Genomic DNA, 14,356 nt, shown 5'->3' on the forward strand with positions numbered 1-14,356 from the left:
TTTTTATATTTAGGTCGTCTGAAAACCTTTCTCAATTTGATTTTCAGACGGCCTTTTATAAATGCGGATTAATGCGCTGCCCATTCAATCGAGTTCAAATCGATACCTTCTTTAAACATTTCCCACAGCGGCGACAGTTCGCGCAGTTTGCCGATTTTGGATTTGATCAGTTCGGCGGCGAATTGCACTTCTTCTTCGGTGGTCATGCGGCCGAAGGTGATACGCAGGGATGAGTGTGCCAATTCGTCGTTGCGGCCGAGTGCGCGCAGGACGTAGCTTGGTTCGAGACTGGCAGAAGTACAGGCGGAGCCGCTGGATACGGCGAGTTCTTTGACCGCCATAATCAGGCTTTCGCCTTCGACGAAGTTGAAGCTGACGTTCAGGTTGTTCGGAGCGCGGTGTTCGAGGTCGCCGTTGATATAGACTTCTTCGATGCCTTCGATGCCTTTGAGGAAGATATCGCGCAGTTTTAAGTAGTGTGCAGTGTCTTGTGCCAATTCTTCTTTGGCAATGCGGAAGGCTTCGCCCATGCCGACGATTTGGTGGGTCGGCAATGTGCCGGAACGGAAACCGCGCTCGTGGCCGCCGCCGTGCATTTGGGCTTCGAGGCGGACGCGTGGTTTACGGCGTACATATAGGGCGCCGATGCCTTTAGGGCCGTATACTTTGTGGCCGGACATAGACAACAAATCAACTTTGGCGGCTTCAACGTCAACAGGTACTTTACCGCATGCTTGTGCTGCGTCAACGTGGAAAATGATTTTGCGTTCGCGGCAGATTTCGCCGATGGCAGGAATATCTTGAACCACGCCGATTTCGTTGTTTACCCACATGACGGAAACGAGGATGGTGTCTTCGCGGATGGCGGCTTTCAGTACGTCTAAATCAACCAAACCGTTTTCTTGTACGTCCAGGTAAGTCACTTCGTAACCTTGGCGTTCGAGTTCGCGCATGGTGTCGAGCACGGCTTTGTGCTCGGTTTTTACGGTGATGAGGTGGTTGCCTTTGGATTTGTAGAAGTGCGCCGCGCCTTTAATGGCAAGGTTGTTGGATTCGGTCGCGCCGCTGGTAAAAACGATTTCTTTGGAGTCGGCGTTAATCAGGGCTGCAATGTCTGCGCGTGCTTTTTCTACCGCTTCTTCTGCTTCCCAGCCGAAGCTGTGGCTGTTGGAGGCTGGGTTGCCGAAAATATCGGACAGGTAGGGAATCATTTTTTCGGCAACGCGGCGGTCAACGGGAGTGGTGGCGGCGTAGTCGAGGTATACGGGGGTTTTGACGGTCATGGTTTGCTCTTTCGTTTGGTCATCTGCCTGCGGTCTTTGCCGCAAGTCGGTTTAATGAATGTGTGTAAAGGTAACGACATGACTGCTGTCGCTGCAGTTTTTTTGTTCAATGATGCTTTGCAGCGTAACGCTGCTGAGGTAATCATTGATGGTTTTGTTTAAGTTTTCCCAAAGGTCATGGGTCAGACAGGGGGCACCGTGGTGGCAGTTTGCTTTGCTGCCGCACTGCGTGGCATCCAGTCGGTCTTCGGCTGCGGAGATGATTTGTGCAATATTGATTTGCTCGGCGGGTGCGGCAAGGATATAGCCTCCGCCTGGGCCGCGTAGGCTTTCAACCAATCCGGCACGGCGCAGCTTGCTGAATAATTGTTCGAGGTAGGAAAGCGATATGCTTTGTCGTTCACTAATGGCACTGAGTTTGACAGCGCCGGTTTGCGCGTTCATCGCCAAATCTATCATGGCGGTTACTGCAAATCGCCCTTTGGTAGTCAGTCTCATGGTGTGGTTGCCTGTGTGGGCGTTTTTATTAGTGGGGGAATTGTCTAATATCTGAGTGTTTCAGTCAAGTATGTAGCGGCTCGGTTTGATTGTTTGTTTAAATGGTGGCATGGGTTGATTTTTAAATCGGAAAATATTTTCTTTATTTTTCTGTAATTTGGACTTGAGGCCGTCTGAAAAAAGGCTATCAACCCTACAAATGGCAGGGTTAAAATGTTTTGATTTAATATTGATAGTAATATAGATTATCAAAATTATTCTTAAAATTTAGTTGTTTTGATGGAGTAAAATAATGAGGTGTTTGAAATGTTCAGACGGCCTGAACCATCCGTCTTTACCTTAACAGAGGCAATCGACAATGAAATGTGATTTAAGCAAAATAACCTGTATCGAAGACTTGCGCCTTGTTGCCAAACGTAAAATGCCGCGTATGTTTTATGACTATATTGACTCAGGCTCTTGGACGGAAACTACTTATCGTGAAAATACTTCGGATTTCAAAGATATCCGTTTCCGCCAAAAGGTATTGGTTAATATGGAGGGGCGCAGTCTCGAAACCAAAATGATTGGGCAGGATGTGAAAATGCCGGTAGCGATTGCGCCGACCGGTTTTACGGGTATGGCGCACGCTGATGGGGAAATCTTGGCGGCGCGGGCGGCGGAAAAATTTGGTATTCCGTTTACGCTGTCGACCATGTCTATTTGTTCGATTGAAGATGTGGCTGAAAACACCAGCTCGCCGTTTTGGTTTCAGCTTTATGTGATGCGCGACCGCGAGTTTATGGAAAACCTGATTAAGCGTGCAAAAGATGCCAAATGTTCGGCTTTGGTTTTGACAGCCGATTTGCAGGTTTTGGGTCAACGCCACAAAGACATCAAAAACGGCTTGTCTGCGCCACCGAAACCGACCATCGCCAATTTAATCAATTTGGCGACTAAGCCCGAATGGTGCATGAAAATGCTGAACACGGAACGTCGCACTTTCCGCAATATTGTCGGTCATGCGAAAAACGTGGGCGATTTGTCTTCGCTGTCTTCATGGACTTCCGAACAATTCGACCCGCGCCTGAGCTGGGACGATGTGGCGCGCATTAAGGATTTGTGGGGCGGCAAGCTGATTATCAAAGGTATTATGGAACCTGAAGATGCGGAAAAGGCAGCGAAAAGCGGTGCGGACGCATTGGTCGTTTCCAATCATGGCGGCCGTCAGCTTGACGATACTGTGTCTGCCATTAAGGCTTTGCCTGATGTGGTCAGCGCGGTGGGCAGCGACATCGAGGTTTGGATGGACAGCGGCATCCGCAGCGGTCAGGATATTTTGAAGGCTTGGGCTTTGGGTGCGAAAGGTACGATGATTGGCCGGGCGTTCCTGTATGGTTTGGGTGCGTATGGTGAAGAAGGCGTAACCCGTGCGCTGGAAATCCTGTATAAAGAAATGGATATTTCCATGGCGTTTACCGGTCACCGCAATATTCAAGATGTGGATTCCAGCATTTTGCGTTCTACGCGTTGGCATCAAGATGAATTTTAATTTTTGAACATAGGAAAAGGCCGTCTGAAAATCTGTTTTCAGACGGCCTTTTTATAGGCGGCTATTTCTCGTTTTTGCGATACCATTCGATGAAGGCATCGGGTTTGACAAAGCCTAATAAGGCTTCGCTATGACTGCCGTCGGCGCGGACAACAAACACGCCCGGAGGGCCGAAGAGGCCGTATTCTTTCAGTAAGGCCTGATGGTCGGGAGTATTGGCGGTCACGTCGATTTGGAAGAAGCGCTGCATATCGACTGCTTCGTGTACCTGCGGTTGGTTGAGCGTGTAGGCAGCCATTTCTTTGCAGGATACGCACCAGTCGGCGTAGAAATCAATCAGCACGGGCTTGCTTGGGTCGGCTTTCAAAGCGGCATCCATAGCGGCTTTGAGTTCGCCGACATCGGTAAACATCTTGCCGTGGTCGGTTTCTTGGCCGGCTTCGGATGGCGGAACCAGCGTTAAGAAGTGGTGCAGGGCAGTGGTTTGTTTATTAAAGCTTTGCCAGCCAAACCATGAGCCGCCAATTAGCAGTAAAAAGCCCAATACGGCGGCAACTGTTTTCAGACGGCCTTTTTGTTTGCCGGATTTCGCCAAAAGCATAAGGGCGGGAACAATCATCAGCAAGGTGTAGAGGCCGACTACTGCGAAATAAGGCAGATGCGGTGTGGCAAGGTATACGGCAACGGCCAGCAAAATAAAGCCAAATGCGTATTTGATACCGTTCATCCAGTCGCCTGCTTTGGGCAGGATATGGCCGCCGAATGTGCCGATGATGATGAGCGGCACGCCGGTGCCGAGTGCTAATGTATAGAGCGCAAGGCCACCCAATACGGCATCGCCGGTCTGGCCGATATAGCCCAGAGCAAATGCCAGCGGAGGCGCAACGCAAGGGCCGACAATCAGGGCGGACAAAATACCCATGATGAAGACGGAAATGATTTTGCCGCCGGAGAGTTTGTTGCTTTGGTTTTGGAAATAGGATTGGACGGAGTTTGGCAGTTGGATATTAAAGAGGCCGAACATGGACAGCGCCAGTATCACCATCAACGCGGCGGCGGCAAGTACCACCCACGGCTGTTGCAGCCATACGGTCAACAGCGCACCTGTCAAACCGGCAATCACGCCAACCAAGGTATAGGTCAATGCCAAACCTTGTACATACACCATAGACAAGGTGAACGCGCGGCCTTTGCCGGCTTTTTTATCGCCCACAACAATGCTGGAAACAATCGGCAGAAGCGGATACATACAGGCGGTAAAGCTTAAACCCAAACCTGCGACAAAAAACGCCAACAGGTTGGCGTTTAAAGTATCCCAAGAGAGCTTGAAACGGCTGCTGTCGGGATTGTTTGTACTCGGTTGCGTGGGCATTTGGCCGTCTGAAGAGGCAGACGGTTGCAAAAAGCGGTCTTTGGCAGAAACCGGCTCGTCGCTTTGAGGCTGGTAAACCCCGTTGCCTTTTACGTCAAACTCGGTGTCCACAGGCGGATAACACACACCCACTTCGGCACAGCCTTGATAAGTCAGCGTCAGTTTGTATTGCGGCGCGGCTTGTTTGTAAGGCAGGTCAACCTGTGCGGTATGGTGGTAAACCGTTTGTTTGCCGAAGAATTCGTCTTCTTTTTCTTCGCCTTTGCTGAATTTGGGTTCGGCCAAGACTTTGTCAGGATTGGTCGCTGCAACGATTTTGGACTGGTACATATAGTAGCCGTCAGCGATCTTGAACTGCACGCTGATGCCTTGATCGGTTACATTGACTTGAGGCACAAAGGCTTGCTCTGGAGGCAGCAAATCATTGGCATCTACTGCAAATGCGAAGCTGCTCAAGCCTAAAAATGCAATGAGGAAATAAAGGAATTTTTTCATAGTATCTACGGAGATGCCGTTGAGGAACCGTCATTATAAATGATGGAAAAACAATCGGCTTAATTTATGTCAAATATTGCGAGAGAAATCTAATACTTTTGAATTATATCGAAATAGGGTTGCCCATATATGACCGATAGTCTCATGTTATCGTTCAATCTATGCCAAAGGCCGTCTGAAATTTTCAGACGGCCTTTGTTTCTATTCGGCTCGGCTTTTAAGGATAAGCGATATAAGCGTAAGCGGAATGGTTGTGTATCGATTCGAAGTTTTCGCTTTCGACAACAAACGACTCGATGCGTTTGTCGGCAATCAGCGCAGTGGCCACATCGCGAACCATATCTTCGACAAACTTCGGATTTTCGTACGCTTTTTCCGTTACATACTTCTCGTCAGGGCGTTTGAGCAAGCCGTAGAGCTGGCAGCTTGCTTGCGCTTCGACGTAATCGATGATTTCTTCAATGTCTACATCCGCGTTTGCAATCAGGCTGACGGTCACATGCGAACGTTGGTTGTGCGCGCCGTATTGGGAAATTTCTTTGGAACACGGACACAATGAAGTAACCGGAACCATTACTTTCAGATTGTGGCTGTATGTGCCGTTTTTGATTTCGCCGGTCAGGGTGACATCATAGTCCAGCAGCGATTGGATACCGGAGACAGGCGCACTTTTCTTGCGGAAAAACGGGAAGGAAACGCTGATTTTGCCGGAATGCGAATCCAACAGGGCAACCATATCGGCGGTCAGCTTGTGCAGCGTATCGAAATCCAAAGCATCGGTTTGTTTTTCCATCAGGGCGACAAAGCGCGACATATGCGTGCCTTTTTGGTCGGCAGGCAGGAAAACCGTCATGGTCAGGCGGGCGACGGTGGATTGTTCGCCTTCTTTGCTTTTAAGGGAGATTGGAAAGCGCAGGTCTTTGATGCCGACCTGATTAATCGGCAGGTTGCGTAAATCGCGGCTGGATTGCACGTCTGCAATGGCGTTCATGCGTGGTATGTCCTTCATGATAGGATTGTTGAGATGCGTGTGGAGGGAATCGGCTCGTGTCGGCCGATTTGCAAATGCGAGATTATATCACTTGCTTTATCCGCCTGCATTGATTGTTTCTATTTTTCAGATAGTGATAAAATCTTCGATTATTCACATCTACATAGGCAGAGACCAAATGAAATTCGCCACGAAAGCCATTCATTCCAGCTACGATTGCGACGAACACAACCGTGCGCTGATGCCGCCGATTTATCAAAACAGTATGTTTGCGTTGCACGAGATTGGCGAAAATGTGCCTTACCGCTATTCGCGCCTGAGCAACCCGACACGTCAGGTATTGGAAGATACCGTTGCCGATTTGGAGCATGGTGCGGCCGGTTTCGCATTTTCCAGCGGTATGGCGGGGATTGATGCCGTATGGCGCACTTTCCTGCGCCCGGGCGATACGATTGTCGCCGTCGCCGATATTTACGGCGGCGCTTATGATTTATTGGTCGATGTTTATCAAAAATGGGGTGTGAACGTTGTTTTTGCCGATTTGGGCAATCCGGATAATCTGGACGAGCTGCTCAAAGCGCACAATGTCAAACTGGTTTGGCTGGAAACGCCGTCCAATCCGCTTTTGCGCTTGGTGGACATTAAAGCGCTTGCCGCGAAAGCCAAAGCAGCCGGTGCGCTGGTCGGTATCGACAACACTTTTGCCACGCCATATCTGCAACAGCCGTTGGATATGGGGTGCGATTTTGTGTTCCATTCCGCAACCAAATATTTGTGCGGCCATTCCGACGTATTGATGGGCGTAGTCGTTGCTAAAACCAAAGAGCTGGCTCAGCCTTTGCACGACATGATGGTGCATACCGGCGCGATTGCAGGTCCGATGGACTGCTGGCTGGTGTTGCGCGGCATCAAAACGCTGGCCTTGCGCATGAACGCACATTGCCAAAACGCACTCGAAATCGCGCGCCGTTTGGAAGCCCATCCTGCCATTGAAAAAGTGTTCTATCCCGGCCTGCCGTCTCACGAACATTACGAACTCGCCCAAGCACAAATGCCCAAAGGCATCGGCGGCGTGGTTACGGTTTATCTCAAAAACGACACGCGTGAAGCGGCCAATAGCGTGATTAAAAACATGAAACTGGTCAAAATGGCTTCCAGCCTCGGCGGCGTGGAAAGTCTGGTCAACCATTGCTATTCCCAATCCCATAGCGGCGTGCCGCATGATGTGAAAATGGAAATGGGCATCAAAGTCGGCCTGCTGCGTTTCTCGGTTGGCATCGAAGATGTGGACGATATTTGGAACGATATTTCCAAAGCATTGGATACGACTTTGTAAATAAGGCTTAAAGGCCGTCTGAAGGTGAATAGTTTTTCAGACGGCCTTTAGCAATGATTAAGGAATGGATATGAAAACATTATTCGGCGCATTAATGAGTATGGTAGTTTTGGCAGCTTGTACATCTCCTTCAGCATCTCAGCCTGAACAAGCCTCTAAAGTGCAGGTACAAACTCAACAAACGACGCAACCTACTTTAGCCGCCAAATGGCGTGTTGTTGCTTTCAATAAATTTACTGAAAAAGATTTGGCCGGTACTGATGCCTATCTGGATTTGAGCGAGATGCCTAAGGCGTATGGCAAGATGGGGTGTAACGGTATGATGTTTCAAGCCAATACGATTGGTTCGGACAAAATTGATTTTGGCCATATTGTGGTAAGCATGATGCTGTGTGAAGATATGAAGCTGGAAGATGCGTTTTTGCGCAAACAAAGCGTGTGGAACTATCGTTTTGACGGTAACGATTTGATTTTGGAACAAAAAGGCATCAGCATCCGTTTGCGCCGTGAATGATATTAAAGGCCGTCTGAAAATAAATATTTCAGACGGCCTTTTGAATCTTTATAATAAGCCCTATTTGAAACTGATACCGAATATCAAGGAAACCTATTATGGCAGCTTCTCCAGAAGCCAAGTTTACCGAAGAAAAAGTCTTGTGGATCAAACACCATACGCCCAAGTTGATGACTTTTGCCATCAGCCGCTCTGAGTCCTACCGTTTTTCGGCAGGACAGTTTTCGCGCCTTGGTTTCCGTGACGGCGAGGGCTTTATTTGGCGCGCGTATTCTGTCGTGTCTGCCGAATACGCCGATACGCTTGAGTATTTCGCGGTGTTAATCGAAGGCGGCCCGATGTCGGCGCGTTTTGCTGCGATGAAAGAGGGCGACACCATTTTGCTGGATAAAACGGCTACCGGTTTCCTCTTGCCCGAGCGATTCCCCGACGGCAAAGACTTGGTCATGCTCTGCACGGGTTCTGGCATTGCGCCTTTCCTCTCCATTATCGAGCAGCCTGAAATTTGGCAGCGTTTCGACCGTTTGGTTTTGGCGCATTCCGTCTCTTATGCCGACGAGTTGATTTTCAACCAGCGCCTTGCTGATTTGAAAGGGCATCCGCTGATTGAAGAATATTTCCATAAATTCACTTTTGTTCCAGTTACCACGCGTGAGGAAACGGAAGGCGCATTGAGCGGCAAACGGATTCCCGAATTGCTGAAGAATGGCGGCTTGGAAGAAAAAGTCGGCTTCAAGTTCACCAAAGCCGATACGCGCTTTATGGTCTGCGGCAATCCGGCAATGGTCAAAGACACTTTCCAAGCCCTGATGGATTTGGGCTACGCTATGCACCGCAACCGCATCCCCGGCGAAATTATGATGGAAAATGGTTTCTAAATTCGGTCACAATATACAGCCGTATATAGAAGTGTACAAACCTGCTTATAAACAGTATATTAAGCGGGTTTTTATTTTGCCTGTAATATACGGCGATATACGGAAAACCACTCAAAGCAACATTAATTAGGGGGGATTTTCTGGGGTATATTTTGTAAAGGTTAGGAAAAATGGCGGAATCCAACCGTTTGACGCAGCGGAAAATTGACACGGCCAAGCCAAGGGATAAGGCATATAAGCTTTACGATGGCGGCGGGCTGTTTTTGTTTGTGCATCCTGCCGGTGGGAAATACTGGAGGCTGAAATATCGGTACGGTGGCCGTGAAAAGGTGTTGTCTATCGGTGTTTATCCGGTCGTGACGCTTAAGGCGGCGCGTGATGCGGCTTTTGAGGCAAAGCGGCAGCTTTATGATGGGATAGACCCGGGGGCGCTGAAAAGGTCTGCAAAACAGGCGGCACGGGTGGCGGCCGGTGGGCAAAGTATGGTCGATTTGGGCGCGGCATGGTATGAATCGCGAGTAGGCAAGCTGGCTAAAAATACATTGGATGGCGACAGGGCTAGCCTTACGCATATCAATGAATTTTTCCGAAAGAATACGGATATTAATGCCATTACGGCGCTGGATATGTCTGAGTTTGTGGAATGGCTGAATGCCAAGAATATACCAGCGCGGGCAACGCGTGTAATGCAGATTGCTGAAGCGGTGTGGGATTATGCTGTTCGTAAGGGCATAGTTATCAGTGATAGGCGTAATCCTGTCGAAACGGCCAAGGGTTTGCTTACTCCTTATCAATCCAAGCCTGAAGGGCATTTGGCTGAGAGCGAGTTGGCATTGTTTTTTTATTCGCTCTTGAAAGATGAAAGAATTACGGCTTTGGCCAAGTATCTGGTATTGCTTACCGCGCTGATTGCGCCACGGAGTGGGTCGATAGTGGCCAGCCGGTGGGAAAATGTGGATTTGGATCGTAAAGTCTGGCTTATGCCAGGCGAAGATATGAAGATGCGGAATGATTTTTTGATTCCGCTGTCTGATTGGTCGGTGGCATTGCTGTCTGAGCTGCGTGAGGTAACGGGTCGGCATGAATTTGTTTTTCCGGCCATGAGGGATGATAGTGTATCGGGTACTGTCGGCGTAAAGCTTGGGCATCAGGCGATCAAGCGGTGTGGTTATGATGGCCGGCATGCCGGTAAATCGAATGCTACCATGCACGGCTTCCGACACTTGATGACGAATATCTGCCTGGTGAACGGCAAGGATATTCTGACGATGGATTTGGCGCTTGGGCATGTGAGCAAATCGGCGTTAAAGAGGGCGGGGTTTTCTTCTTTACCGCATTATCTGACAGCTCAAGAATTCAGATTTAATGAGCGGCGTGAACTGGCGCAATGGTATAGTGATTATTTGCGCCGGGATTATGATCAGGCAGTAGCGCGGCTGCATGGGGAAGGGATAACTGATTTCTTTAGTAATTGGAAGATGTTTTATCAGCGTTGAGATTATGAAACAGGCCGTCTGAAATTTCAGACGGCCTGTGCTGTATTATTTATTCAGTAATCAGGAAGCTGATAAAGTTGTGCTGCCTTCCTGCCTCCATCAATGCGGTAACGATTTGTGTTTCCGTGATGTCTGGGCATTCGTTTCGGTAGCGTTTTCCTTCCAGGATGTTTAGCAGCACTTCATGTAGATTGGCTGCTTCGTATAGTGCCTGATTGGCTTTGTTACGCCATTTTGTGCCGCCTTTCATTGTTGCGGCCACAGCAGACAGAATTAGGCTATTGGACGTTTCCATTGTGTTGACGGCATCGGGCAGGGTTTCGCTGTTGATTCTATTTGTGGTTGCCGAGCCTTTCACAATCGGGCGGCCTGATGGGTCCTGCGTATCGCGGTGCATGCGGCGGATAAGGGCGACGATTTCTTGATAAGTACAGCGGTTTAAGGGTTTCCCTGCCTGACGTTCGATATAGCTGTCCAAATTGCTACTGCCCCAGTTGTGGATTTCTTTCAGGCGGTCGCCCAACATCATGACGACCTGTTCCAATTCTTTGCGGTTGGGCATTTGGTCGGTCACTGATGGTAAGGCTATGCGCGGCGGGTTGATGGGTTTGTTGAAATGGGCGTTTAAAACCTTGAAGCATTCATCTTGATATTGTAATAGCCGTTCGCGGATTTCGGGTTTGACGCGCTTTGCGTCTACCCCGAACAGCCAGCCGTTTAGGTATTCGATGGGTAGGCAGGTAGTTTCGCGGGGTCGGCCATCTTCGCCACGAATGGTCATCATGACCATTCGTGATTTTAGAATAGAGTTGCGCTGAATTTTTTTATGTTGTGATACCCAGTCCAAACCGATGTTTTCGCAGATCGGCTTCATGGCGACGTAGTGTTGGTTATTTTGGGAAAAAACAGGCACGGTTTGGCCGTGGAAAGAGATGTTTTGAACTTGGTTCATTTGAAGTTTCCTTGTACTTAATTTTCGAGTGTGCCCGGAACGGGCGGCCGCGAGGTTCGAAGCCCTGTACAAGGTTAGGGTGGACGTATTCCCCGCCAAAGCGGGTATTGTATTAGTCGCCCTCGCGGCCATAGGAAACTTGGCGTATCGAAACAAACAAACTAAAGGAAACCAAGAAAACTACGGACGCAAAAAAATCACGATTCCGCCGTGATGCGGCCTTGTACAAAACTGAACTATTTAGAGGCTTCGACACCTCGTGAATCGGAATGTAAAGCAGAAAGAAAATGCTTGTCAAGGGAAATATAATTTGGCATGATGAAATTCGATTAAATCACGCAAGGAAAAGTAAAGATGAAACGCTTTGCAGCTTTGGTAGTTGGTTGTTTGGTATCTGCTGCTACGGTTGCGCAACCATTGGTGGACGGTATCGGTTTTTTGAAGATTGGTGATTCCGAGCAGTACGTCAAACAAATGATTGCCAAGAAGCAGGGTAAGAAACCGAGGCTTTTGAAAGGAGATGATCTTTATCCGTCGTCTTACGGATGGTTGTATGAAGATTTGGCTTTGACCGAAGATTTTACCGCTCCAGAAATATTGATGAAGTTTCATCAAGGCAGGTTGTACTACATAGCAATACATTATACGCTTGATGCGTATAACCTTGGAGATATGGGTGGTGTTGCAAGGGCTGTTGAAGATAGGAATGAGGCTTTCCATATTGCTAAGGCTTTGACGGATAAGTACGGTATTGAATCTGTCGAGGAAGAAGCGATAAACAGCTCAAGTTGCATTCATGTAAAAGAGGCGAAGAGATTTATCATTTTATTACCCTCCATAGAGGGCGTGAATGCGGGCATATTCAAAAACTTTTTAGATGATTTGTCAGGAAATCCGTTAAGTGGGAGAAAACTATATTTGTATGATCGAAGAAGATGCCCTGATAATGCAATATCCGTTATGGTTTATGACAGCAATGTATCCGATGAAGTGGAGAAAATAGAGAATAGGCTTCAGGACGAGAAAAAGGAAAAAGAAGAGGCCGAAAAGCGGGCGATTGAGGAGGAGCGTTTGCAGTGGGAAGAAAGTATTAAGAAGATTTAAGGTTAAACAGGCCGTCTGAACATACAGACGGCCTTTGTGTTGTCATTAGTTTGGTTTTTGTTGCTGTTTTTGATTTCTGTGGTTTATGTCGTTGGTTAGTTTGTTCAGTAGCGGCGCGGTTTGAGCGTGGGCTTGGATTAAGTGGCCGTAGTCGGCCAGGCTTAATATTTCGATTGCTTGTTCGGTGGCGGATTCGAGTATTTTGATTTCGTCGCCGGTGGCTACGAAGCGGCCAATGTTGTTTTTTCGGATTTGTTGGGCTTCGAGTGTGTCGCTGACGTGGTTTACAAAATAATCGCGGGCGATGCTTAGTTTGATGCGGGCGATTTCTTGTACGGTGTCATCGGCTTGGATTTTGGTACTTTGTAGGATGAGGACTAATTCAACCATGAGGTAATTGGTACAGCATGCAGCCCATAAGTCGGTCTCGTTGGCTGTTCCTGCTTTCAGGTGGTCGATGTACTTCAGTAGTGGACCAATGGTTTTGTCGATTTCGTTGACGGTCAGGCTGCGACGGCTGGTTTTCATGATGGCTATCATGTGTGGTGGTATGCCGTCAAAGGTTTTGGGTTGGTGCCGTTTTCTCTTTTGCATGCTGTTTCCTTGGTGTGCCATCGGCCCAGTAGCTGAACCGATGGCGGATAATGCGTTCGATGATGATTTGGATGATGATTAGGGCCAATTTAATGATGGTGGGCATGTTTTATTCGTATACGATGCCGCCGCCGATTAATTCGGGATGAGCGTCAAAATCGATGCAGCCATGATCGGGATTGCACTCTTGGGCGGCTGTATTTTCGTGGTGGGCAATGGCTGGGGCGCAACCATAACCGAGCGCGGCGGCTAGGATGGCGATGATTAGTGTGTATCGGATTTTCATTTCAGACGGCCTTTCTTAAAAATATCGGGGATTGCGTCCATTAATGATTCTGCAACCATTTCGGCGCGGTCTTGCGTTAATGCTTTAAAAATTCGGTCTTGCTTTGAGCGATTTGGAAATTTGAATTGCCATGTGGAGTTGATCGATTTAACTGTCCCACTTGCTTCGAAATGTGAATTCGGGATATTAAGCACGAATATCGATTGGTAGTTATTGCGATGCTGTGTTTGAATTTTCAGCATGAGCCGGCCATATTTTGTGCGGTAGATTTTACGTTTCATTTAATCAGCCTTTCTCCATGAGCCTTTGGGCATAATTTCGGTAATATCTTCATTTGCCCATTTTTGAAATTTTTCTAATGGGACTTTGGGGTAATTTTGTCCGGGTTTGACTTCTAAGCTATCGTATTGAACAGTGATGCCGTCAAAATAAATAACTTGTCGATCGTTATAAAAATCTCCTTCAAAGGGGAGGCGGATGATTTTTGGGCGTTTGGCTGAATAGGTTCGGCCTGTTTTAATCTCTAAATTATTTTGCATTTCACATGCTCCCTAAATGGATGGTTTGTACTAATTCTTTTAATGCAGTTTTGACTGCTTGCTGTGGTTCGCGGTGTCCGCCGGTTTTAACGAGTTTTTCGCCGGATTCGTTGCGGATGATGCAGCTGTAGTAGGTCAGATAGTTGGTTGTGGTGTTAGCGTTTACGTCAATCCGCAATAGGTAGGTTTCTTGGACTTGGGTAGTCATGCGACGGCTCCTTTTGGGTTGTTGGTTTTTGCGGCTTGAGCGGCCAACCATGCGTCTATGTTGGATTCAAGCCATACTGTTACGTTGCAGGCGATTTTGAAGGGTTTGGGGAAAGTGGCGTCATAGCGGGTGTTGTCGGGGTTGCATTTCGCCCAGACAAAGGGAATGCTGACCCCCAGCTTTTCGGCGACTTGTTTGGCGCGTAGGGCGCGGTCGGTATATTTTTCTGAAGTCATGGCGGTTTCCTTTGTTTTTGCTTCGATGTCGAGATAATACCCA

18 protein-coding genes are annotated in these 14,356 nt (G+C 48.2%); 6 read left to right on the top strand and 12 right to left on the bottom strand.

The features are described 5' to 3' along the window. Positions 1–68 precede the first annotated feature (68 nt). The gene (locus tag O3682_RS01295) at positions 69–1,283 is read right to left on the bottom strand and encodes an IscS subfamily cysteine desulfurase (RefSeq protein ID WP_004519895.1); all 1,215 of its coding nucleotides are present in this window, start codon (positions 1,281–1,283) and stop codon (positions 69–71) included. Between the two features lie 51 nt (positions 1,284–1,334). Next, the gene (gene iscR, locus O3682_RS01300) at positions 1,335–1,781 is read right to left on the bottom strand and encodes a Fe-S cluster assembly transcriptional regulator IscR (protein WP_004519894.1); all 447 of its coding nucleotides are present in this window, start codon (positions 1,779–1,781) and stop codon (positions 1,335–1,337) included. A 358-nt stretch (positions 1,782–2,139) separates the two neighbouring features. Here iscR and O3682_RS01305 point away from each other — a divergent pair, with 358 nt between their 5' ends. Beyond that, on the top strand, positions 2,140–3,312 hold the full coding sequence (locus tag O3682_RS01305) for an alpha-hydroxy acid oxidase (protein ID WP_049335278.1): 1,173 nt from the start codon (positions 2,140–2,142) through the stop codon (positions 3,310–3,312). A 61-nt stretch (positions 3,313–3,373) separates the two neighbouring features. On the opposite strand, the gene O3682_RS01310 is transcribed toward O3682_RS01305, so the two are convergent. Then, positions 3,374–5,179 (bottom strand): protein-disulfide reductase DsbD, encoded by a 1,806-nt coding sequence (locus O3682_RS01310; protein ID WP_371508083.1) that lies wholly within the window; start codon positions 5,177–5,179, stop codon positions 3,374–3,376. Between the two features lie 217 nt (positions 5,180–5,396). Beyond that, positions 5,397–6,170, bottom strand: coding sequence for a GTP cyclohydrolase FolE2 (gene folE2 / locus O3682_RS01315; RefSeq protein WP_107791863.1), 774 nt, complete (start codon positions 6,168–6,170; stop codon positions 5,397–5,399). Positions 6,171–6,348: 178 nt separating this feature from the next. Between folE2 and O3682_RS01320 the strand changes: the two genes are divergently transcribed. The 4 genes from O3682_RS01320 to O3682_RS01335 all read left to right on the top strand — a co-directional run bounded on the left by O3682_RS01320 (position 6,349) and on the right by O3682_RS01335 (position 10,394). Beyond that, positions 6,349–7,506 carry a trans-sulfuration enzyme family protein gene (locus O3682_RS01320; protein WP_049344451.1) on the top strand — a complete coding sequence of 386 codons (1,158 nt, stop codon included), beginning with the start codon at positions 6,349–6,351 and terminating at the stop codon, positions 7,504–7,506. A 70-nt stretch (positions 7,507–7,576) separates the two neighbouring features. After that, positions 7,577–8,020 carry an META domain-containing protein gene (locus O3682_RS01325; RefSeq protein ID WP_371508084.1) on the top strand — a complete coding sequence of 148 codons (444 nt, stop codon included), beginning with the start codon at positions 7,577–7,579 and terminating at the stop codon, positions 8,018–8,020. A 98-nt stretch (positions 8,021–8,118) separates the two neighbouring features. Further along, positions 8,119–8,898 (top strand): ferredoxin--NADP reductase, encoded by a 780-nt coding sequence (locus O3682_RS01330; protein ID WP_371508085.1) that lies wholly within the window; start codon positions 8,119–8,121, stop codon positions 8,896–8,898. A 170-nt stretch (positions 8,899–9,068) separates the two neighbouring features. Continuing rightward, entirely contained in the window at positions 9,069–10,394 is a 1,326-nt protein-coding gene (locus tag O3682_RS01335) for a tyrosine-type recombinase/integrase (protein ID WP_371508086.1), read from the top strand. A gap of 49 nt (positions 10,395–10,443) precedes the next feature. Here O3682_RS01335 and O3682_RS01340 read toward each other — a convergent pair whose 3' ends face one another. Continuing rightward, positions 10,444–11,346, bottom strand: coding sequence for a phage antirepressor N-terminal domain-containing protein (locus O3682_RS01340; protein ID WP_371508087.1), 903 nt, complete (start codon positions 11,344–11,346; stop codon positions 10,444–10,446). A 354-nt stretch (positions 11,347–11,700) separates the two neighbouring features. Between O3682_RS01340 and O3682_RS01345 the strand changes: the two genes are divergently transcribed. Then, complete coding sequence (locus O3682_RS01345) at positions 11,701–12,450, top strand: hypothetical protein (protein ID WP_371508088.1); 750 nt, start codon at positions 11,701–11,703, stop codon at positions 12,448–12,450. 45 nt (positions 12,451–12,495) lie between these two features. Here the strand turns inward: O3682_RS01345 and O3682_RS01350 are convergent, their stop codons facing one another. The 7 genes from O3682_RS01350 to O3682_RS01380 are packed head-to-tail and all read right to left on the bottom strand — an operon-like array spanning position 12,496 to position 14,313. Continuing rightward, entirely contained in the window at positions 12,496–13,044 is a 549-nt protein-coding gene (locus O3682_RS01350; protein WP_371508089.1) for a hypothetical protein, read from the bottom strand. Further along, on the bottom strand, positions 13,007–13,150 hold the full coding sequence (locus tag O3682_RS01355) for a hypothetical protein (protein ID WP_371508090.1): 144 nt from the start codon (positions 13,148–13,150) through the stop codon (positions 13,007–13,009). The genes O3682_RS01350 and O3682_RS01355 overlap by 38 nt, the downstream gene beginning before the upstream one ends. A gap of 3 nt (positions 13,151–13,153) precedes the next feature. Further along, positions 13,154–13,330, bottom strand: coding sequence for a hypothetical protein (locus O3682_RS01360; protein WP_314273561.1), 177 nt, complete (start codon positions 13,328–13,330; stop codon positions 13,154–13,156). Next, positions 13,327–13,611 (bottom strand): hypothetical protein, encoded by a 285-nt coding sequence (locus O3682_RS01365; RefSeq protein WP_049343814.1) that lies wholly within the window; start codon positions 13,609–13,611, stop codon positions 13,327–13,329. The genes O3682_RS01360 and O3682_RS01365 overlap by 4 nt, the downstream gene beginning before the upstream one ends. Further along, positions 13,612–13,869 carry a hypothetical protein gene (locus O3682_RS01370; RefSeq protein WP_308538465.1) on the bottom strand — a complete coding sequence of 86 codons (258 nt, stop codon included), beginning with the start codon at positions 13,867–13,869 and terminating at the stop codon, positions 13,612–13,614. A gap of 1 nt (position 13,870) precedes the next feature. Then, positions 13,871–14,077, bottom strand: a complete 207-nt coding sequence (locus tag O3682_RS01375) for a hypothetical protein (protein ID WP_049349604.1) — start codon at positions 14,075–14,077, stop codon at positions 13,871–13,873. Next, complete coding sequence (locus O3682_RS01380) at positions 14,074–14,313, bottom strand: helix-turn-helix transcriptional regulator (protein ID WP_049349602.1); 240 nt, start codon at positions 14,311–14,313, stop codon at positions 14,074–14,076. Before O3682_RS01380 ends, O3682_RS01375 begins: the two co-directional genes overlap by 4 nt. Positions 14,314–14,356: the final 43 nt, after the last annotated feature.

This window comes from Neisseria sp. 27098_8_112 (assembly GCF_041433235.1).
Classification (GTDB): domain Bacteria; phylum Pseudomonadota; class Gammaproteobacteria; order Burkholderiales; family Neisseriaceae; genus Neisseria.